Below are 20236 nucleotides of genomic sequence, written 5' to 3'. Positions count from 1 at the left end.
ACGGAGCCGTGGTCCGGGTGGCCGCGGTGGGTGACATCCACCTGGGCCCGGACTGCCGGGGCCTGCTGCGCCCCTCCTTCGAGACCCTCCACCACAGCGCGGACGTCCTCCTCCTCGCCGGGGACCTCACGCGCCACGGCACGGTCGCCGAGGCGGAGGTCGTCGCGGACGAGGTACGCGACCTGGGCGTCCCCGTCGTCGCCGTGCTCGGCAACCACGACTACCACTCCGAGCAGGAGACCGACGTCGCGCGCGTCCTGACCGACGCCGGGGTCACCGTCCTGGAGGGGGAGAGCGTGGTCCTGCCGGTGGGCGGCGGGAGGGTCGGCATCGCCGGGACGAAGGGCTTCTGCGGCGGTTTCGCGGGCCGCAGCGCCGGCGAGTTCGGCGAACGGGAGATGAAGGAGTTCGTCCGCACCAGCCGCCGGGGCGCCGACAGCCTGCGCCGGGCCCTCAGCGAACTGGACGCCGACGGCTGCGGTGCCCGGATCGCCCTCACCCATTTCGCCCCCGTCCCCGACACCCTCGCGGGTGAACCGGTGGAGATCTACCCCTTCCTCGGCAGCTACCTCCTCGCGGAGGCCATCGACGAGTCAGGGGCCGACCTCGCGGTGCACGGCCACGCCCACCTGGGCACGGAGCACGGCATGACGGCCGCGGGGGTACGCGTCCGGAACGTCGCCCAGCCCGTCATCCGACGGGCCTTCGCCCTTTACCACCTCCCCCTCGCCCCGACGGCCCCCGCGCCCGCGGCCGAGGTGACACGGACGCCAGGCTGAGCGTCCCCGCACATCTGTCCGGGCACGTCCGGTCGGCATCCGCCATGTTTCCGGTGGCCGCCACGGGCTAGACGCGTGGTGAACCAGAGCGGGCCGCCTCCACTTCCGGGGGCGGCCCCTGACCCGTGCCGTCCGGCACATGGGAGGAACGATGGACCAGTCACGTGTCCCGGTACCGGGGACTCGGCGCCGCAGCGACGGGGTGCACGGTCCGTCGCTGCCGGGCGGCGGCTCCGGCGACGGCGCGCTCGCCCCGGACGCGGCCGGTGCCGCCCTCCTTACGCTCCGTGTCGTGACGTCCCAGGGACCGATCGGGTGAGCGCGCCCGGCACCACGTCGACGGGCCGTCTCCTCCTCCCGTGGGATGCTCGTTCCATGACGGCCGAAGGAGCGCGAACCACCGCCCCCGTGGCGTGCGTCGTCCAGGAGCTGCTGGACGGCCTCCCGGGCTCGGTGACCTTCCTCGTCCCGCTCCACGGGGCGGACGGCGAGGTGGAGGACTTCCGGGTCGAGGCGGCCTCGCCCGACGCCGTGGACATCGCGGGCCGCAGAGGCAAGGAGCTGGTGGGAGTCAGCGTCGTCGAGACGTACCCGACCGTCCGGGGCACGGCCCTGTGGCGCGGATACCTCGAGGCGCTGGAGGGCGGCGGCCGCTACGACGGCGAGCCGTTCGTGTACGAGGAGGTGCTCGCGGGCAGTCCCCGCCGTTCCCGCTTCACCCTCCGCGCGGCCGCCTTCCGAGGAGGTCTCATCGTCTCCTGGGTGCGCCTCGACAGCGGGGAGCGCGGGCAGAGCCGCCTTGAGGTGATGCAGCGCCTGGAGAACATGGGCTGGGCGAGCTGGGACGTCGTCCGCTCCGCGGTCACCTGGTCGGAACACGTCTACGACATCTTCGACCGGGACCCCTGCCTCGGCCCGCTGACGCTGGAGGAGCTGCCACGGCACGTCGTGGCCGGTGACCGCCCCGCCCTCGGCAAGGACATCCGGCGCCTCGTCCGGGAGGGCCGGGCCCTCGACCTCACCTTCCGCGTCGGCACCGCCGACGGGGAGGTCCGGCACGTCCGGCTCGTCGCGGAGGCCGACGTCGACGTCCTCGGCTCGCCCGTCGAGGTGCACGGCTTCTTCCTGGACCTCACCGCCAGGACACGGGCCGAGGAGCGACTCCTCGGGCACGAGCGGACCGCCCTGGCCCAGCAGGGACGCCTCGCGGCCGAGCGCGCCCTCGCCGCCCGACTCGAGCACGCACTGCTGCCCCTTCCGCAGCAGTCGCTGCGTCTGGCCGGCCTCACCGTCGACGTGGCCTACCAGCCCCACCAGGAGGGCCTGAACGTCGGAGGGGACTGGTACAGCGCCATCGAGCTCCCCGACGGCAGCGCGCTGCTCGTCGTCGGCGACGTCGCCGGGCACGGGCTCGACGCCGTGGCCACCATGGCCCAGCTGCGGTTCACCGCCAAGGGCATGGCGATCACCGGAACTCCCCTCGCCACGATCCTCGCCCGTCTCAACACGCTCCTGTGGCACAGCGCGGAGCGCGCCTTCAACACCGCCACGGTGATCATGGCGCGTTACGAGCCCGCCACGGAACTCCTCACCTGGGTGCAGGCCGGCCACCTGCCGCCGCTGCTCCTGCGCCAGGGCGAGGCCCGCTACCTGCCGTCCCCCCACGGCGTTCTCCTGGGCGCCACGACCGGGACGCGCTACGACTCGTCCACTATCCGGCTGTTGCCCGGAGACCATCTGCTGTTCTTCACCGACGGCCTGGTCGAGGCCCCCGGACAGCTCCTCGACGACGGTCTCGCCCGCCTGGCCCGTACGGCGGTCGAGCACAGCGGAAGCGACCACCTCCTCGACGACGTGCTCGACTCCCTCGTCGACCCGGACACCCGGCGCGACGACATCTGCGTCCTGCACATCAGCGTCTGACCGCGAACCCCTGACCCCCACCCCGCTCACGACGCGAGAGGACCCGCATGGACAGGCCCGGCCCGCAGGTCCTCTACGCCAACCTCGTCTCCGATCTGGCGGTGGACCTCGACCAGCGCGAGGTGCTCGGCGCCTGGGCGGAGCAGGCACCCCGCGAGGTGTGGTTGCTGCGCGCGGGAGACATCCTCGTGACGCCGGTGCCGGTCGGCGGGGCGTTCCTGGAGTACGCCTGCGCCCTGACCGGCGTTCCCCGGGGCTCGGTGACGGTGCTCACCCTCCCCGACGGCTTCGTGTCGGCGGGGCGGCCGGCGTCGTACGCCGCGGCCGTCGAGGCGGTGCGCCGGGCAGCCGCCCGCCGCCCCGTGGCAGCCGTCCTCCCCACGGCCCTGGACGCGGCGGCGATCGGTCTCGCCCGCGGCCTCGGGACGACCGTGGCGCCGTACGCCTCCGCCGACGCGGCCGAGGCCGCGCTCGACGTGACCAGGCTGCTCAACACGAAGGCCGGTTTCCGGCGTACGGCACGGGCCCTCGGCATGCGGTTGCCGGACGGCCGCGTCTGCCGCCGCGACGAGGTGGCGGGTGCCGTCGAGGAGTTGCTGGGCTCGCACGAACGGGTCGTGGTCAAGCCCGACAGGTCCGCCGGGGGGCACGGTCTGCTCTTCCTCTCCTCCGCGGACGGCCCGTGGGCCGCGGACGCCCTCGCCCCGGTCGGCGGGGCGGACGGACTGTGGGTCGTCGAGGAGGAGATCGACGTGGCGCGGTCGGTGAGCGTCCAGCTGGAGACGGGTGCCGACGGACCGAGGCCGCTGTTCAGCGGCGAGATGCGGACCGTGGAGGGCTGCTTCACGGGCTATCTGTCACCCCTGCCCGCCCCCGTGGCACACTGCGCGCCGACGCTGGAGTCGTGGGGTCGCGCCCTGGGCGGCTTCCTGACGGAGCACGGCTACGCGGGGCCGTTCAGCCTCGACGCGATGGTGTCCGCCGACGGCCGGCTCCACGCGGGCGAGAGCAACGTGCGGCGCACGGCCACCACCACCCCGCAGGCCATGGTCGCCCGTCTCGCCGGGACCGGTGACCCGACCTGGGCGACGGGCCGCCTCCGGGCACCGGCGCCGTACTCCTTCGAGCAGGCCGTGGACCGGCTGCGTGTCGGCCGGATCGCCTTCGACCCCGCGCGCGGTGAGGGGATCGTGCTGTACGCCGGTGCGCCGGCGGACGGCCTGACCTGGCGTTACGCGGTGGTCGCGGCCGACCCCGACGGCGTGGCGCGGTACGAGGAACTCCTGCGGTCCTCCTTGACCCGCACTTACTGACGCATCGTCACCGACGCGCGGAACACCTGCCGAGCCATCAGATGCGCCGACCGTGCGTGGAGTGGCGCGCGTGGGGCAGGCGGGCCGAAGGGCGTTGTCCAGAGGCCGGGGAGGCGACGGTGGAGATCTCAGGCGTGCTCAGCGCGCTGCTCATCGGAACGGTCGTCGGCGCGCTGGGGCGGTTCCTCGTCCCCGGACGCCAGCACATCGGGGTGCTGTGGACCCTCGTCGTCGGCATCGCCGCCGCGTTGACGGGTACGGCGATCGCCCGGGTGGCGGGGCTCTCCGACACCTCCGGGCCCGACTGGACCGAGTGGCTGGCACAGGTGCTGCTCGCCGTCCTCGGCGTCGCGGCGCTGTCGCAGGTGAAGGCCCTGCGCTGACCCCACCCCACAACTGCCGGACGTTTCCGCCGGTTTGGGAACGGAGCGCCCGGCAACACGAGAAAGGAGAAAGTCATGGCCCATTCATCGGAAAGCGGGACGGACAGCAAGGCCGCGCGGACGGAGGCGGAACGCCCGCCACCGGTGGCCGAGGTCATCCGGACGGCGATGGAGCAGCTCGCGCTTCTCCTGAACCAGCGGGCGGAGGCCGTCAGCTCCTGCGGACGCGGTGAGGACGGCGACTGGCACCTGACGGTCGAGGTCCTCGAACTGGAGCGCGTACCGGACACGATGAGCCTGCTCGCCTCGTACGAGGTCGAAGCCGACCCCAGCGGGCACCTCATCGGCTACCGGCGCACCCGCCGCTACGAGCGGGGGCGGGCGGACCGCCGCTGAACGACGCGGATCCGCCCCTTCCCGTACCCGTCCGTCCCGAGACGAGAGGGAGACCCAGAGAAATGACTGTCGTTCCTACCCAGACCGCCGCTCCGGCCACCTCCGGAGGTGGCTCCAGCGGTCTGTACGACGTACTGGAACTGGTGCTGGACCGAGGCCTGGTGATCGACGCGTTCGTGCGCGTCTCCCTGGTCGGCATCGAGATCCTGAAGATCGACGTCCGCGTCGTCGTGGCGAGCGTCGACACCTACCTGCGCTTCGCCGAGGCCTGCAACCGCCTCGACCTGGAAGCCGGTCCGCGCAAGAACCCCGGACTGCCCGACCTGGTAGGTGACATGACCGAGTCCGGTGCCCGGGGCAAGACCAAGGGCGCGCTGAGCGGCGCCGCACAGACCATCTCCGACGCCCTGTCGCGTGACGACGAGCCGGAGGAGAAGAGCACCAGCAGCGGCAGCTCCCGCCGCCGCACCTCGACCCGCCGGGAGGAGAAGGAATGAGCACCTACGTCTACGGCATCGCCCCCGCCGACCGGAAGCTGCCCGAGCCGATCGAGGGCATCGGCAGCCCCCCGCGGCCCGTACGCACCGTGCGGAGCGGCGACCTGGTCGCCCTGTGCAGCGACGCGCCGCCCGAGCTGAAGGCCAAGCGCCGCGACCTGCTGGCGCACCAGCACGTGGTGATCACCGCCGGCAAGGACGGCCCGGTGCTGCCGCTGCGGTTCGGCGGGGTCTCGCCCGACGACGAGACCGTCGCCGCCATCCTCGAAGAGCACCACGACCGCTACGTGGAGCGGCTGAAGAAGCTCGACGGCAAGGAGGAGTTCAACGTCAAGGTCTACCACGACGAGGAGGCCGTCCTCCATGTCGTGCTCGCCGGGGACCCCGCGCTGCTGGCCCGGCACGCCGCCCAGCGCGCGGCGGGCGGTGCCACGCACGAGGAGAAGCTCGCCTTCGGGGAGCTGGTCGCGCGGGCCGTCGCCGAGCGGGAGAAGACCGACGCGGCGCTCGTCGAGCAGGCCCTCGCGCCGTACGCGGCGGCCGTGGTGCGCGGCCCGGAGGGCAGCGGCTGGCTGGCCAACCTGTCGTTCCTCGTGGACCGCGAACGGCAGGACGAGTTCCTCGGCGCCGTGCGCGCCCTCGCCCAGGAGCACGAGCACCTCAAGGAGCAGGTGACGGGGCCGCTCCCCGTCTACAGCTTCGTCGAGACGGAGTGACTCCATGGGACTGCTCAAGAAGGTCCTCCTGCTGCCGGCCGCGCCGGTGCGGGGCACCGCCTGGGTGCTGCGTCAGGTCGTCGAGGTCGCGGAGCGGGAGTACTACGACCCTGAGGTCGTCCACCGCGAACTCGCCGGCCTCGTCGCCGCGTTCGAGGCCGGCGAGATCGACGAGGAGGAGTTCGACCGCCGCGAGGACGACCTCCTGGCCCGACTGGAGACGGCGCGGCGCGACTTCCGATGACCCCCACCCGCGAAAAGACGAGGAGGACACCGAATGACGATGCCGTCCGGGCTTCCGCGTCCGCATGACGACCAGTCGGCCAACCTCGCCGACATCCTGGAACGCGTCCTCGACAAGGGCGTGGTGATCGCCGGGGACATCCGTATCAACCTCCTCGACATCGAACTGCTCACCATCAAGCTGCGGCTCGTCGTGGCGTCGGTCGACCGTGCCAAGGAGATGGGCATCGACTGGTGGGAGCAGGACCCCGCCCTGTCGTCCGGAGCCCGCCGCAACGAACTCGGCAAGGAGAACGAGGAGCTGCGCCGCCGCATCGCCGAACTGGAGGCGAGGCAGGAGTCATGAACGACGAATCACTGCTGTACGTGTACGCCGTCGTCCGGTCCTCCGCCGCCGGCGGGCCGCCTCCCGGCCCGCCGGCCGACGAGACCCTGGGCGCGGGCCTGACGACCGTCACGCACCGAGGTCTGACGGCCCTCGTCGAAGAGGTCTCCGCTGCCGACTTCGACGAAGCGCCCCTGCGCGCACGCCTTGAGGACCTGGACTGGCTCGCGGGAGTGGCCAGGGCCCACCACCGGGTGGTCGCCGCCGCGGGCAGCCACGCCACCACCGTGCCGCTGCGGCTCGCCACTGTCTGCCGGGGCGAGCCGGGTGTGCGCCGTCTCCTCGACGAGGGCGGCGACCGTCTGTCGGAGACCATCGACCGTCTGACGGGTGCCCACGAGTGGGGCGTCAAGCTGTACGTCGACGAGCCGTCCGTGGGCGCCGCGTCGGCGACCGCCACTGGCGGCGCCCCGGCGTCCGGAGGGTCCGGTCGTGACTACCTGCGGCGCCGGCTCGGCGACCGGCGGGCCCGCCAGGACGTCGACGACACGGCGGCCCGGACCGCACGGGAGCTGCACGAGCTCCTCGCGGGCGTGGCGTCGGAGACGGTGCTGCACCCGCCCCAGCAGGCCCGTCTCTCCGAGGGACCGGGCAGGAACGTCTTCAACGCCGCCTATCTGGTGCCTGACGAGAGGCGGCAGGAGTTCCTGGACTCGGTCACCCGGCCCGAGGACCTCCACGCCGGCCTGCGCGTGGAGATCACCGGCCCCTGGGTGCCCTACTCGTTCACCCGGACCGAGACCGACGTCACAGGGACCGGAGGCGACGCCACCCTGACGGAGACCGATGTCACAGGGACCGGAGGCGACGCCACCGGGTCCGAGACCGGTGCTCCCGTGTCCGAGACCGAGGTCACAGGCGCCGTGGTCGGCGAGGGGCCGGGCCGATGATCGACCAGCGGGAGATCGCCCTGGTCGACCTCCTCGACCGGCTCCTCGCCGGGGGCGTGGTCCTCGCGGGCGACATCACCCTGACGATCGCCGACGTCGACCTCGTCCGCGTCGACCTGAAGGCGCTCATCAGCTCCGTCGGCGACGCCGTGCCCTCCCCGTGGAAGCAGGTGACACCGTGACGACCCAGCCCCGACGGGTGGAACTAGACCCCGACACCGTCGAACGCGACCTCGCCTGCCTGGTCCTGACCGTCATCGAGCTGCTGCGCCAGCTGATGGAGCGGCAGGCCCTGCGCCGGGTCGAGGTGGGCGATCTCACGGAGGAGCAGGAGGAACGGCTCGGTCTGACCCTCATGCTCCTCGAGGACCGGATGGGACTGCTGCGCGACCGGTTCGGCCTCGAACCGGAGGACCTCAACATCGATCTCGGTCCGCTCGGCAAACTCCTGTGAAAGAGGGTTTGTTCGGGCCGAGTGCGGCTACACGAAGTCCATGAGTGCATCGGAGAAGAGCAACGAGACCCCGTCCGGTCGGAACAATTCGCGTGCCGCTTCGGAAAGCACCGGCACGCGCAACGGAACGAGCCGCGCCTCGAACGCGGCCAAGAAGACCGCGCAGACGGCGGAGAAGAGCGGGGCAGCGGCCACCGGGACGCTGACCGCGCTTCCCGCTCCTCTCGCCGAGAAGACCATGGCGGCCGTTCACGCCGTCCGTGGCACCGGCGGGACGCTGTTGACCGTCGTACGCGCCCGCAAGGCGATCACGAGCAGTGCCGCCGTCAGCGCGGCGGCCGCGATCACCGGCGCGTACGCGCTGGGACGCCGGTCGGGACTCCGTTCCCGCGGCCCGGTCTCCCGGCTCATCGGCGTCCGCCTCTGACACGCGGGGCTCCGGGAAAGAGCGATCGAATTCCCGGCCGCCGAAAAGGAAACGTTCCGCCTGATTGATGTGAGACCCGTTCCCGAGGAATCCCTTTCAAGGAAAGGGAGCGAACGGGAACGGTTGAAGAAGAAATTCCGGAGGTTGTGACACATGGTTCCCCTGCTGTTGGTTCTGCTGCTGGCCCTGATCCTGTTCGGTGCCGGTTTCGCGGTGAAGGCCCTCTGGTGGATCGCCGTGATCGTGCTCGTCCTCTGGCTGCTGGGCTTCGTTGCCCGGCCGAAGGGCGGCAGTGGCCGCTGGTACCGCTGGTAGGCCACCCCTCACCGCCCTCGCGGTAGGACGACCGCGCCCGCCGCCGACACATCGGCGGCGGGCGCGGTCGTCTGTTGTACGCATGCGCCGGACAACAGACGAACCCGGCACGTTCCTCCTTCGAGGGATCGTGCCGGGTTCGACTCTGTTCAGTTCAGGCCATCAGGACCGAGTCGTCCTCCGGGCGCGCGCCGGGCAGGCGGTGGCGGGCGGCTATCAGTGCGGTGTCCACGTCACGGGTGCCCGTGGAGACGCACAGCGTGTAGGCGAGGTCGTCCATTCGCCGCCGCACCTCGGCGCCGCCGTTCTCCGCGTGCAGCACCCTCAGCGTCTCGTACTGCTCGATCAGATTGCTCAACACCGCGGGATGGGCCATCAACACAGTGCGTCTCCCCTCGCCGTCAGGGCGCCGACCGCCCGGTTCGCAGCGCCGTCTACCCCTCCTTCTCGTATCCATGCGAGTTGACGCGGGGCGGCCTGGGCAGGTACGCCTCCGTGAGGCGAAGGCGGGAGGCTCCCGGGGACGGCTCGTTCAGGCCGCTTGATCCGCAGCCGCTCTCCTCGCGCCGATCACAGCGAGGTAGTGTCGTCTTTATTGCCGTACGGCAACGGTCGAGGCCGGAGCCGTACGGGAGGGGCGGCGGTCCGGCACCGTCCGTGACCGTGGTACCCCTCAGCGGGTGCCTGGCGAGCAAACGAGGATGAGGCATGTCTGAGACGATGATCGAAGGCTCCTCGGCCGCACGGCGGCCGGGGCCGGCCGCTGTGGGGGAGTCCGAGCTGCGGCAGCTCCTGGCCGGTCTCACCGCCGTCCGGGACGGAGACTTCGGCACCCGTCTGCCCGACGAGGCGAACGGGCTGATGGGCGAGATCTCGTCCGTCTTCAACGGCATGGTCGATCAGCTCTCCCTCTTCACCTCCGAGGTGACCCGAGTCGCCCGCGAGGTGGGCACGGAGGGCACCCTGGGCGGACAGGCCGAGGTGCCCGGGGTGTCCGGCACCTGGGCGGATCTGACCGACTCGGTGAACGCGATGGCCGGCAACCTCACCACGCAGGTCCGTGACATCGCCCAGGTCGCCACCGCCGTCGCCAAGGGCGACCTCTCGCAGAAGATCGACGTCGACGCCCGCGGCGAGATCCTGGAGCTCAAGAACACCATCAACACGATGGTCGACCAGCTCTCCTCCTTCGCCGACGAGGTCACGCGCATGGCCCGTGACGTCGGTACGGAGGGCATCCTCGGCGGTCAGGCCGACGTCAAGGGCGTCTCCGGCACCTGGCGCGACCTCACCGACTCCGTCAACTCCATGGCCGGCAACCTCACCGCGCAGGTCCGCGCCATCGCGCACGTCGCCACCGCCGTGGCCACCGGAGACCTCTCGAAGAAGGTCGACGTCGACGCCCGCGGTGAGATCCTGGAGCTGAAGACCACCATCAACACGATGGTCGACCAGCTGTCGGCGTTCGCCGCCGAGGTCACGCGCGTGGCCCGCGAGGTCGGCACGGAGGGCAACCTGGGCGGCCAGGCCACCGTCCGGGGCGCCTCGGGCACCTGGAAGGACCTCACCGACAACGTCAACGTCATGGCGTCCAACCTCACCGGCCAGGTGCGCTCGATCGCCCAGGTCGCGACCGCCGTGGCCCGCGGAGACCTCTCCCGCAGGATCACCGTGGAGGCGAAGGGCGAGGTGGCCGCGCTCGCCGACACCATCAACACCATGGTCGACACCCTGTCGGCCTTCGCCGACGAGGTGACCCGTGTCGCCCGGGAGGTCGGCACCGAGGGCCGCCTCGGAGGCCAGGCGCGGGTGCCGAACGTGGCCGGCACCTGGAAGGACCTCACCGACAACGTCAACTCCATGGCGAACAACCTGACCGGCCAGGTCCGCAACATCGCCCAGGTCACCACCGCCGTCGCCAACGGCGACCTCTCCAAGAAGATCGACGTCGACGCCCGCGGCGAGATCCTGGAGCTGAAGACCACCATCAACACGATGGTCGACCAGCTGTCCTCGTTCGCGGCCGAGGTGACCCGTGTCGCCCGGGAGGTCGGCAGCGAGGGCCGCCTCGGCGGCCAGGCCGAGGTCGAGGGCGTCTCCGGCACCTGGAAGCGCCTCACCGAGAACGTCAACGAACTGGCCGGGAACCTCACCCGTCAGGTCCGCGCCATCGCCGAGGTGGCGAGCGCGGTCGCCGAGGGCGACCTCACCCGCTCGATCACCGTCGACGCCTCGGGCGAGGTGGCCGAACTCAAGGACAACATCAACTCGATGGTCGGCTCGCTGCGCGAGACGACCCGGGCCAACCAGGAACAGGACTGGCTCAAGTCCAGCCTGGCCCGGATCTCCGCGCTCATGCAGGGCCACCGCGACCTGGCCGTCGTCGCCGAGCTCGTCATGGACGAGCTGACCCCGCTCGTCTCCGCCCAGTACGGCGCGTTCTACCTGGCGGAGGAGGGCGAGACAGGCGTCGAGCTGGGGCTCGTCGGCTCCTACGGCCGCCCCGTGGACAGCTCCGGCCACGACCGGTTCAAGCTCGGCGAGTCCCTCGTCGGCCAGGCCGCCCGCAGCCGTCGCACCATCGCCGCCGAGGACGTCCCCGACGACTACGTCTCCATCTCCTCCGGACTCGGCCGGACGGCACGCGGCAGCCTGATCGTGCTGCCGATCGTGGTCGAGGACCAGGTCCTCGGCGTCATCGAGCTGATGTCCTTCACCCCCTTCACCTCCGTGCACCGGGACTTCCTGGAGCAGCTCATGGAGACGGTGGGCGTCAACGTCAGCACCATCGTCGCCAACGCCCGTACCGACGAACTGCTCGGCGAATCCCAGCGACTCGCCGGCGAGCTTCAGGCCCGCTCCGAGGAACTCCAGGTCCAGCAGGTCGAGCTGCAGCGCTCCAACGCCGAGCTCGAGGACAAGGCGGCCCTGCTCGCCTCGCAGAACCGCGACATCGAGGCCAAGAACCTGGAGATCGAGCAGGCCCGGCAGGAACTCGAGGACCGGGCCCAGCAGCTCTCCCTGGCCTCGAAGTACAAGTCCGAGTTCCTGGCCAACATGAGCCACGAACTGCGCACCCCGCTCAACAGCCTGCTGATCCTCGCCCAGCTGCTCGCGCAGAACCCGACCCGCAACCTCACGGCCAAGCAGGTCGAGTACGCCGGCATCATCCACTCGGCCGGATCCGACCTCCTCCAGCTCATCAACGACATCCTCGACCTGTCCAAGGTGGAGGCCGGGAAGATGGACCTCAACCCGGAACGGGTGGAGCTGCGCCGGCTCCTCGACTACGTCGAGGCGACGTTCCGCCCGCTCATCACGCAGAAGAGCCTCGCCTTCACCGTCTCCACCGCCCCGGGCGCGCCCGGCGACCTGGTCACCGACGACACCCGGCTGCGGCAGGTGCTGCGCAACCTGCTCTCCAACGCCGTCAAGTTCACCGAGCGCGGCAGCGTCGAGCTGGTCATCGAGCCCGCGTCCGACGACGAGCTGCCCTCGATGGTCCACCGCGGCGGCAGTGTGGTCGCCTTCCGGGTCAAGGACACCGGCATCGGCATCCCGTCCCAGCACCTGGAGGCCATCTTCGGCGCCTTCCAGCAGGCGGACGGCACGACCAACAGGAAGTACGGCGGCACCGGCCTCGGTCTGTCCATCAGCCGGGAGATCGCCCACCTGCTCGGTGGCGCCCTCACCGCCGAGAGCGAGCCCGGCGTCGGCAGCACCTTCACGCTGTACCTGCCCGTGGCCCGTGCCGACCTCAAGGTGCAGTCCGTCCAGGACCAGGCGGCCGCGTCCGAGCAGGACCCGGGCCACGAGGAACTCGGCGAGGGTGCCCCCGCCCCTCGCCCCGCCCTGCCGCCCGCCCCGCAGGCCCGGCAGACCAGGCGCCTGCTCGTCATCGAGGAGCGCCCGCGCGGGCTGCTCTCCCTCGTCGCCGAGAACGCCGTCACGGAGCTGACCGCCGACCGCGCCCACGCGGACCGGGAGGACATCGAGCTGATCGCGGTCGTGGGACCCCAGGAGGCCGCGTCCGCCCTCGCCACCCAGCCGTTCCACTGCGTCGTGCTGGACGTCGACATGGCCCACGGCGAGGCCCTGCGCTTCCTCGACGCCATGACCGGGGACGAGGCCCTGCGCACCGTCCCCGTGCTCGCCCACAACAACCGGAGGCTCGCCGACGACCAGGAGCGGGCGCTCCAGGCGCTGGCCCGCCAGCGTCCCCTCGAACTGCTCTCCAGCCTCGACGAACTGCGCGAGCGGATCGCCCTGCACCTGTCCGCCGACCAGCCGGGCGACGTCGTGCCCCTGATGCGCGGCGAGCACCGGCCGCCGACGCCGCAGAACATCGACACCACCCTGCAGGGCCGCACGGTGCTGGTCGTCGACGACGACGCCCGCAACCTCTACGCCCTCAGCGGCATCCTGGAACTGCACGGGATCAACGTCCTGCACGCCGAGAACGGCCGCGAGGGGATCGAGGCGCTCACCGCGCACCCCGAGATCGACCTGGTCCTGATGGACGTCATGATGCCCGAGATGGACGGCTACACGGCCACTTCCAAGATCAGGCAGATGCCCGCCCACGCCGGACTGCCCCTGATCGCCGTCACCGCGAAGGCCATGCCGGGGGACCGCGAGAAGAGCCTGGCCTCGGGTGCCAGCGACTACGTGACCAAGCCGGTCGACGCCGACGAGCTCATCGCCTGCATCCACCGGTGGCTGAACGAGGGATAGTCCATGGGTCCCTCCACCGGACCGTTCCGCGCCGTCCGGCGGGCACTCCGCCCGCCGGGGCGCACCCCGTCCCCATCCGTCCCGCGGCCCCGGGCCGCCGTATCCGAGGAGTCCCCGTCATGAGCGCTCCCCACGCCCACGGCGCTCCTGCCGCCGGTCCCCCCGGGGCTGCTCCGACGCCGCCCGGGGCCATGCTGCCCGCCACGCCCTCCCCGCGACGGCCCGGCATCCCGACGGAGGCCCGCCCGCCGGAGGAGGACCACTCCACCGTAGGGCGGCTGGCCGCGACGGTGGAGCGGCTGCGCGAGGAGGTGCGCGCGGCGCACGCCGCCGCCGAGGGGCGTGCCCTGATCGAGCTCGCCAAGGGAGTCATCGTCGAGCGGCTCGGGTGCGGGCCGGCCCAGGCGGCGCGGCAGCTCGCCGAGCTGGCCGAGCAGGCCGGGCTCTCGCAGCTGGAACTGGCCGCGGACGTCATCAACCAGGCCGCCCACGACCGGGTCGCCGAGGCCGCCGGCGAATTCGTCCGACTGGCCGTCGGGGAGCCCGGCGAATCCGGTGCGGGCACCGGGCCGGACGCCTCGGTCGCCGTGCGCCTGCGGACGGCCGAGAGCGCCGCGCTCAACGCGGGGGACAGCCAGGCCGTCGCCGAGTCCCTGCTCGAGCACGCCCTCGCGCCCCTGGGCGCCAGCGCCGTCGCCATCTGGACCACCGGCCCCGACGCCTCGCTGACCCTCTGCGGCCACGCGGGCTTCGGTGCCGACGAGCCGGCCCGCTGGCGCTACGTACCGCCCGGCGTGGCCACCGCGGCCCGGCAGGCGCTCACCGAGCGCCGCACCGTCTGGTTCCCCTCGTTCGGAGCCGTCGGCATCCCCTCGATCGGCCGCGCACGCCATCCCGACGGGGGCCGGGTGGTGGTCCCCGCCGGAACCGGTGGCCGTATCCACGGCGTCCTGGAGATCTGCTGGCCCCGACCGCTGGACCCCCAGCCCTCCGCCGTGGAGCGACAGATCGAGGCCCTGGCCGAACTGTGCGCCCACACCATCGAGACCCTTCCCGAGCGGCCGGCGCCGGTACGGCCGTTCCCGCCCGACATCGACCGGTCGTCCGAGCTGGTGGAGATCGCCGACGGGCTCTACGACCCCGCCCTGGTCCTCTCCCCGTATCTGGACGACGACGGCCGTCTACGGGACTTCCGCATCCGCCACGCCAACGCGCACTTCCAGGACCCGGCGGGCCGCTCCCGGAGCGCCGTCGACGGAACCCTGCTCCTGGAGGCGTACCCCGCGACGGCCGGCGAGAGCGAACTCTTCGAACAGATCGAGCGCGTCTACGCCACCGGCGAGCCCTTCCGCGCCCGGCGGACCCGGATGACCGCCCTCGTGGACCAGGTGCCGGTGTCGTCCCTGGCCGACATCAGCATCAGCCGGCACGGTGACAGCGTCCTCCTCATCTGGCGGATCGAGGACGAGTCCGCCCGGCTCGCGAGCCTGTTGCAGCACGCCCAGCGCCTCGGCCGCATCGGCGGTTTCGAGGAGGACGTCCTGACCGGGGAGATCTCCTGGAACGGACAGCTCTTCGAGCTCTTCGGCCGGGACGTCACCGAGCCGCCGGTCGCCCTGCGCGACCTCGCCGCCCACGCCCACCCCGACGACGCGGTCGCCATCGGCCGTTTCCTGCGGGCCGTGCTGCACCAGCGGCGGCCGAGCTCGACGGCCTTCCGCATGCTCCGGCAGGACGGGGTCACCCGCCACATCCGGGTGATCGCCGAACCCGCCCTCGACGCCGCCGAGCAGCTCCTCGCCGTGCGCGGCGCCTACCAGGACATCTCCGCACAGCACTGGACGGAGGTCGCCCTCGCGGCCACCCGGGACCAACTCGCGGTGACGGAGCAGGAGTCGGCGGAACGCAACCGCCTCGCCCTGCAGCTGCAGCACGCCATCATGCCGCCGACCAAGCCCCCGCTCGACGCCCCGGGCCTCGACGTCGCCGTGCGCTACCGGCCGGCCGAGACCGAGTCCCTCGTCGGCGGCGACTGGTACGACGCCGTCGTGCTGCCGTCCAAGAAGATACTGCTGTGTGTCGGGGACATCGCGGGCCACGGCATCGAGGCCGCCACCGGGATGGTCGTGCTCCGCAACGCCATGCGCGGCCTCGCCGTGACGGGTGCGGGCCCCGCGCAGCTGCTGTCCTGGCTGAACAACGTGGCGCACCACCTCACCGCGCACGTCACGGCCACGGCCGTCTGCGGCATCTTCGACCCCGAGACCCGCACCCTGCGCTGGGCCAGGGCGGGACATCTCCCGCCGGTCCTGGTCCGGGGCGCGGAGGCGGACAACCTGCCGCTGCTCAGGGGCATGCTGCTCGGGGCCCTCGCCGAGGCCGAGTACGAGGAGGCCGAGGTCCAGCTGGAGGCGGGGGACACGGTGCTGATGTACACCGACGGTCTCGTCGAACGCCGGGACACCTCCGTGAACGACTCCATGGCCCAGCTGCTGGCCACGGCCCAGGCGCCGGCGGCCAGCCTCGAACGCCGCCTCGACCTGCTGCTGACGCACAGCAAGTCCGACACCGACGACGACACGTGCCTGATCGGTGTGCGGGTCAACTGACCCCATGCCCGACCGACCGTCCCCCCCTCACCGTGGAAAGCAGGCAGCATGCCCGAGCGAGAAGTGAACCTGGATGTCGAAGTCGAGATCCGCGACGCCGGCACGGCGGTGCTGTCCGTGGGCGGCGAACTCGACATAGAGACGGCCACCAAGCTCCACCACCACCTGGCCAACCAGTTCCTGCACGGCCGCCACCACCTCGTCCTGGACCTCTCCCCGCTGGACTTCATGGACTCGTCCGGTCTCAACGTCCTGATCAGGGCGGCGCGGGACGCGCGGCAGGCCGGGGGCGACCTCCACCTCGCCGCGCCGACCCCGGCCGTGCGACGCATTCTGGAGATCACCGGTCTGACACTGACGACGCCTCTGCACGCCGATGTGGCCGAGGCGCTGGCCGCGGCCGGCAGACCGGCCTAGACGAAGGGCGGTGCGGTCCCGCCGAGGGCGGGGCCGCACCCGAGGGAAGGACGAGCGGGAACACGTGGACGAGATCACCGGAGTCGAGCAGGCACTGCGCCGGGCCGCTCCGCACCTCCTCGTGAGCGTCGTGGAGGACGCCCTGAGGGAGCACCACGACGCGCGGAGGGTCGAACTCCGGCTGGCCGACTACGGACTGCGGTCGCTCCAGCTCGTCGGGCGCGCGCCCCACGCGCCCCGGCAGGTCCTGATCCACGACAGCCCGCAGGGCCGTGCCTTCGGCGCCCAGGAGCCGTACGTCACGCAGGAGGCCGACTCCGTCTCCGTACACCTGCCGGTCACCGTCAGGGGCGACCGGATGGGCGTCCTCACCGTCGGCCTGCCGACCGGGAGCGACCTCGTGCCGCTCCTTCCCGAGCTGCGCCACCTCTGCGAGGCGCTCGGCCACGAGATCCTGGTGGCCGAGCGGGACACGGACCTGTACGTCCTGGCGCGGCGGGCCACCAGGATGACGCTCGCGGCCGAGATGCAGTGGCAGCTCCTTCCGGGCCTCTCCTGCGCCCGCCCCGAGTTCGCCCTCGGCGCGCATCTGGAACCCGCCTACGCGATCTTCGGGGACAACTACGACTGGTCGGCCTCGGACGACCAGCTGACCCTGACGGTCACCAACGGCATGGGGGAGGGCATCGAGGCCGCCCTCCTGACGAACCTCGCCATCAACGCCCTCCGCAACGCCCGCAGGGGCGGCCTCGGCCTCGCGGACCAGGCGGCTCTGGCGGACCAGGCCGTGTACGCGCACTACCGCGGCAGCGCCTACGTCTCGGTGCTCCTCCTGCGCTTCGACCTCGCCACGGGCGAGGTGGAGGCCGTGGACGCCGGCTCGCCGCGCCTGTGGCGCCTGCGGGGCCGTTCCGTCGAGCGGGTCTCGCTGGAGGCCCAGCTGCCCCTGGGGATGTTCGAGGAGTCCTCCTACGTCCCCGAGCGGTTCACGGTGCTGCCGGGCGACCGGCTGCTGTTCGGCAGCGACGGCGTGTACGACGCCGCGTCGCCCGAGGGGGAGAGCTACGGGGAGCGGGCGCTGGCCCGCGCGCTCACCGCGACCAGGCTGCTGCCGCCCACACAGGTGCCGGGGGCGGTCCTGCGGGAACTCGCCACGTACCACGGCGGCACCCCGCTGGAGGACGACGCGCTCGTCGTCTGCCTGGACTGGCACGGACGGTAGGACGGTCCGTGTCAACAGTTGCCGGATGGCAACTGTATCCTTGGGGCAACACCTGGCTCGTGTCCATGGTGATCGCGTCATAGGTGACCGGGGGATGACAAGTGGGGCATGGGGCACGCGGCCGACCGGAGCGGACGGCGCACGGAGATCAGGCGGACCGGACGTCCTTGAGCGCCGCCCCCTCTGAGGGGTGGCCGGGTCTCTCCTCGTCCAGCGCCTCCTGGAACCCCGTGAGCCCGCGCAGGAGCGCCTTGCGGCTCGTCGGCGACATCGCCGAGATCACCGCGAGCAGGGCTTCCTCCCGCTGGACGCGCAGCTCACGGAGATACGTCTTCCCCCGGGGGGTCAGATGCAGCTCCAACTGCCGACGGCTGACGGGGCTGGGCAGCCGCTGCACGAAACCCAGCGCCTCCAGACGGTCGCACATGCGGCTCACCGAGGGGGGCGCGGACCCGAGCAGCTCCCCCAGGGCGCGGAGGTTGATGCCCTCCTCGCGATCGAGGCTGTACAGCACGCGCAGCTGAGACGCCGACACCGGTGTCGACGACACCATGTCCCGGCCGCGCTCCCACAGCACCTCGAGCAGCTCGATGAGCTCGCGGGCGGCCTGCGTCGTCTGCTGCGGCTCCCGCGAGGACTCGGCGGGGTTGGTGTTCATGGCTGGCGACACTCCTCGGACGTCCGGGGCCGAGGAAGTCGGCCGTGCGACACACCGGTCATCTCCACATCTCTCCAGAAGGCGGTACGCATTCGGTGGATCGACGCGTGACAGTGGAACGCGCGCTGCGCGGGGCGCCGCCACACCGCCTTCTGGACTCCCTCCGTGTCGATCTGGCACAGCAACTCGACGCGCTCTCCGTCGACCTCCTGCTCGTCGACCACGGGCTCACGTCGCTCCGCCCCGTCGAGCCCGCACAGGCTCCGACCGGGGTGCAGCACGGGGCCGCGGGGCCGGGGCCCGAGGGCCGCGCCTTCACCTCACAGCAACCATATCTTTTCGGTGGTGACGGGCCCACGGCGACCGCTTACCTTCCTGTGACGGTTCGTGGCGAGCGTTACGGGGTTCTTGTGGTCGTCCTCCCCTCCGACCGGGTCACACCGGAGACGACCGAGGATCTCGTCCGCATCGCCGAGGTGCTGGGACACGCCCTGCGTGTCGCCGATCGTCACACCGACCTGTACCGCCGGACCCGCAGGGCGCATCCCCTCAGCGTCCCCGCGGAGATGCAGTGGGGCGTGCTTCCCGGCCGGGCCTGCGAGGGCCCGGAGTTCGACCTCCACGCCTACTGGGAGCCGTCGTACGGCTCGGGCGGGCACGTCCTGGACTGGTCCGTCACCGATGAGGAGCTCCAGCTGGTCGTGGCCAACGGCGCCGGCCCCGACACCCGGTCGGCCCTGGTGAGCACCCTCGCCCTGAACGCGATCCGCAACGCCCGGCGCGCCGGACTCGACCCGGTCGGTCAGGCCAGCCTCACCGACCAGGCGCTCTACGGGCAGTACCGGGGCGAGAGGTCCCTCTCCGCCCTCCTGCTGAGCTTCGCCCTCGCGAGCGGTGAGGTGAGGGTGGTCGACGCCGGCTCGCCGACGGTCTGGCGGCGGCGCGGAGCGGTGACCGAGCGGATCGAGCTGGAGCGGCAGCTGCCCCTCGGGATGTTCGAGGACACCGTCTACGCCACCCAGCGCCTCCGTGTCCGCCCCGGCGACCGGCTCGTCTTCGTCGCCTGTGAGCGGGAGGAGCCCTCGCCCGGCGCCACCGGCGCGGCCCTGGACCGCTCGGTCGGCCGGGCGATCGACCGGACCCGGCACCTGGGCGGGGCGGACACCCCCCGGGCGGTCGTCCAGGCGTTGCGGGAGGCTCCCGGGGGGCTGCCGGACGACGTCCTCGTCCTCTGTCTGGACTGGCGCGGGTCCGCAATCTGCGGTGCGGAGGGAATGGAAGGCGTAAAGGGGGGAAGGGCGGAGTACGAGGTGTGTGCGAAGCACGGCACGAAGCCGTGTGCGGAAGGGGGATGCTGATGACGGACGCGATCGCCACCGAGCGTGTGACCCGAGAGCCCGTGCTGTCCGCGAGCGTCGACTACGACGTCGGGGACGCCGGCGACGGCATGATCGCGTCCGCTCGCGCCTTCACGGCGGACTTCCTCACCGCCTCACCGGCCGTGGGACGCCGACCGGTGGCCCGTGAGCGGATCGACCTGGCCCGTCTGGTGGTCAGCGAGCTGGTGACCAACGCGATACGGCACGCGCCCGGCCCCTGCCGACTGCTGCTCGAGCTGTTCGACGAGGTCCTCGACATCTCCGTGTTCGACCGCGTGGAGACCTCACCCGTCCCGCGCGGCCACGACCCCGGCCGCATCGGCCAGCACGGTGTCGAGATCGTCGTCGCCATCTGCGAGAGCGTGACGGTGGAGCCGCATCCGAGGGGGAAGCGGGTCAGGGCACGGCTCTCGCTCGTCGCCTCCTGACCCGGGCCGACGCGACGGAACTCGGGATTCGAAAATTCCGTGCATGATCCGTGAGAGCCGGGGTAGGC

At 72.0% G+C, this 20236-nt stretch carries 23 protein-coding genes; 21 read left to right on the top strand and 2 right to left on the bottom strand.

The window, feature by feature from the left end:
* The first annotated feature begins 8 nt into the window (after window positions 1-8).
* The 15 genes from ABZ567_RS19325 to ABZ567_RS19255 all read left to right on the top strand — a co-directional run bounded on the left by ABZ567_RS19325 (window position 9) and on the right by ABZ567_RS19255 (window position 8721).
* Window positions 9-779 (top strand): metallophosphoesterase, encoded by a 771-nt coding sequence (locus ABZ567_RS19325; protein ID WP_360791701.1) that lies wholly within the window; start codon window positions 9-11, stop codon window positions 777-779.
* A gap of 151 nt (window positions 780-930) precedes the next feature.
* The gene (locus tag ABZ567_RS19320) at window positions 931-1098 is read left to right on the top strand and encodes a hypothetical protein (protein ID WP_360791272.1); all 168 of its coding nucleotides are present in this window, start codon (window positions 931-933) and stop codon (window positions 1096-1098) included.
* A 56-nt stretch (window positions 1099-1154) separates the two neighbouring features.
* Window positions 1155-2702 (top strand): SpoIIE family protein phosphatase, encoded by a 1548-nt coding sequence (locus ABZ567_RS19315; RefSeq protein WP_360791269.1) that lies wholly within the window; start codon window positions 1155-1157, stop codon window positions 2700-2702.
* A 47-nt stretch (window positions 2703-2749) separates the two neighbouring features.
* Window positions 2750-4015, top strand: a complete 1266-nt coding sequence (locus ABZ567_RS19310) for a peptide ligase PGM1-related protein (RefSeq protein ID WP_360791266.1) — start codon at window positions 2750-2752, stop codon at window positions 4013-4015.
* Between the two features lie 119 nt (window positions 4016-4134).
* The gene (locus ABZ567_RS19305) at window positions 4135-4398 is read left to right on the top strand and encodes a GlsB/YeaQ/YmgE family stress response membrane protein (RefSeq protein WP_360791263.1); all 264 of its coding nucleotides are present in this window, start codon (window positions 4135-4137) and stop codon (window positions 4396-4398) included.
* A 75-nt stretch (window positions 4399-4473) separates the two neighbouring features.
* The gene (gvpO, locus tag ABZ567_RS19300; protein ID WP_360791260.1) at window positions 4474-4794 is read left to right on the top strand and encodes a gas vesicle protein GvpO; all 321 of its coding nucleotides are present in this window, start codon (window positions 4474-4476) and stop codon (window positions 4792-4794) included.
* A gap of 62 nt (window positions 4795-4856) precedes the next feature.
* Window positions 4857-5291, top strand: coding sequence for a gas vesicle structural protein GvpA (locus ABZ567_RS19295; RefSeq protein WP_360791257.1), 435 nt, complete (start codon window positions 4857-4859; stop codon window positions 5289-5291).
* Window positions 5288-6007: a GvpL/GvpF family gas vesicle protein gene (locus ABZ567_RS19290; RefSeq protein WP_360791254.1), complete on the top strand. Its 720-nt coding sequence runs from the start codon at window positions 5288-5290 to the stop codon at window positions 6005-6007. Before ABZ567_RS19295 ends, ABZ567_RS19290 begins: the two co-directional genes overlap by 4 nt.
* A 4-nt stretch (window positions 6008-6011) precedes the next feature.
* Window positions 6012-6251, top strand: a complete 240-nt coding sequence (locus ABZ567_RS19285; RefSeq protein WP_360791251.1) for a gas vesicle protein GvpG — start codon at window positions 6012-6014, stop codon at window positions 6249-6251.
* Window positions 6252-6284: 33 nt separating this feature from the next.
* Window positions 6285-6596: a gas vesicle protein gene (locus ABZ567_RS19280; RefSeq protein WP_360791248.1), complete on the top strand. Its 312-nt coding sequence runs from the start codon at window positions 6285-6287 to the stop codon at window positions 6594-6596.
* Window positions 6593-7525, top strand: a complete 933-nt coding sequence (locus ABZ567_RS19275) for a GvpL/GvpF family gas vesicle protein (RefSeq protein WP_360791245.1) — start codon at window positions 6593-6595, stop codon at window positions 7523-7525. Before ABZ567_RS19280 ends, ABZ567_RS19275 begins: the two co-directional genes overlap by 4 nt.
* Window positions 7522-7707, top strand: coding sequence for a gas vesicle protein (locus ABZ567_RS19270; protein WP_360791242.1), 186 nt, complete (start codon window positions 7522-7524; stop codon window positions 7705-7707). The genes ABZ567_RS19275 and ABZ567_RS19270 overlap by 4 nt, the downstream gene beginning before the upstream one ends.
* The gene (locus ABZ567_RS19265) at window positions 7704-7979 is read left to right on the top strand and encodes a gas vesicle protein K (RefSeq protein ID WP_360791239.1); all 276 of its coding nucleotides are present in this window, start codon (window positions 7704-7706) and stop codon (window positions 7977-7979) included. Before ABZ567_RS19270 ends, ABZ567_RS19265 begins: the two co-directional genes overlap by 4 nt.
* Before the next feature lie 40 nt (window positions 7980-8019).
* Window positions 8020-8406: a hypothetical protein gene (locus ABZ567_RS19260; RefSeq protein WP_360791236.1), complete on the top strand. Its 387-nt coding sequence runs from the start codon at window positions 8020-8022 to the stop codon at window positions 8404-8406.
* A 153-nt stretch (window positions 8407-8559) separates the two neighbouring features.
* Window positions 8560-8721, top strand: a complete 162-nt coding sequence (locus ABZ567_RS19255; protein WP_073816292.1) for a DUF5670 family protein — start codon at window positions 8560-8562, stop codon at window positions 8719-8721.
* A 154-nt stretch (window positions 8722-8875) separates the two neighbouring features.
* Here ABZ567_RS19255 and ABZ567_RS19250 read toward each other — a convergent pair whose 3' ends face one another.
* Window positions 8876-9103: a DUF5133 domain-containing protein gene (locus tag ABZ567_RS19250; protein WP_360791232.1), complete on the bottom strand. Its 228-nt coding sequence runs from the start codon at window positions 9101-9103 to the stop codon at window positions 8876-8878.
* A gap of 326 nt (window positions 9104-9429) precedes the next feature.
* Here ABZ567_RS19250 and ABZ567_RS19245 point away from each other — a divergent pair, with 326 nt between their 5' ends.
* The 4 genes from ABZ567_RS19245 to ABZ567_RS19230 all read left to right on the top strand — a co-directional run bounded on the left by ABZ567_RS19245 (window position 9430) and on the right by ABZ567_RS19230 (window position 17703).
* Window positions 9430-13455 (top strand): HAMP domain-containing protein, encoded by a 4026-nt coding sequence (locus ABZ567_RS19245; protein WP_360791229.1) that lies wholly within the window; start codon window positions 9430-9432, stop codon window positions 13453-13455.
* Window positions 13456-13574: 119 nt separating this feature from the next.
* The gene (locus ABZ567_RS19240) at window positions 13575-16064 is read left to right on the top strand and encodes a SpoIIE family protein phosphatase (protein ID WP_360791226.1); all 2490 of its coding nucleotides are present in this window, start codon (window positions 13575-13577) and stop codon (window positions 16062-16064) included.
* Window positions 16065-16112: 48 nt separating this feature from the next.
* The gene (locus ABZ567_RS19235) at window positions 16113-16481 is read left to right on the top strand and encodes an STAS domain-containing protein (RefSeq protein WP_360791223.1); all 369 of its coding nucleotides are present in this window, start codon (window positions 16113-16115) and stop codon (window positions 16479-16481) included.
* 64 nt (window positions 16482-16545) lie between these two features.
* Entirely contained in the window at window positions 16546-17703 is a 1158-nt protein-coding gene (locus ABZ567_RS19230; protein ID WP_360791220.1) for a PP2C family protein-serine/threonine phosphatase, read from the top strand.
* 148 nt (window positions 17704-17851) lie between these two features.
* Here the strand turns inward: ABZ567_RS19230 and ABZ567_RS19225 are convergent, their stop codons facing one another.
* Window positions 17852-18361 (bottom strand): MarR family transcriptional regulator, encoded by a 510-nt coding sequence (locus tag ABZ567_RS19225; protein ID WP_360791217.1) that lies wholly within the window; start codon window positions 18359-18361, stop codon window positions 17852-17854.
* 107 nt (window positions 18362-18468) lie between these two features.
* Between ABZ567_RS19225 and ABZ567_RS19220 the strand changes: the two genes are divergently transcribed.
* Window positions 18469-19719, top strand: a complete 1251-nt coding sequence (locus tag ABZ567_RS19220; protein WP_360791214.1) for a GAF domain-containing SpoIIE family protein phosphatase — start codon at window positions 18469-18471, stop codon at window positions 19717-19719.
* Window positions 19719-20168, top strand: coding sequence for an ATP-binding protein (locus ABZ567_RS19215; protein ID WP_360791211.1), 450 nt, complete (start codon window positions 19719-19721; stop codon window positions 20166-20168). Before ABZ567_RS19220 ends, ABZ567_RS19215 begins: the two co-directional genes overlap by 1 nt.
* Window positions 20169-20236 lie beyond the last annotated feature (68 nt).

The sequence above is a fragment of the Streptomyces sp. NPDC016459 genome, from assembly GCF_040632845.1.
GTDB lineage: Bacteria > Actinomycetota > Actinomycetes > Streptomycetales > Streptomycetaceae > Streptomyces.
This window is presented reverse-complemented; position numbering and strand designations above follow the sequence as displayed.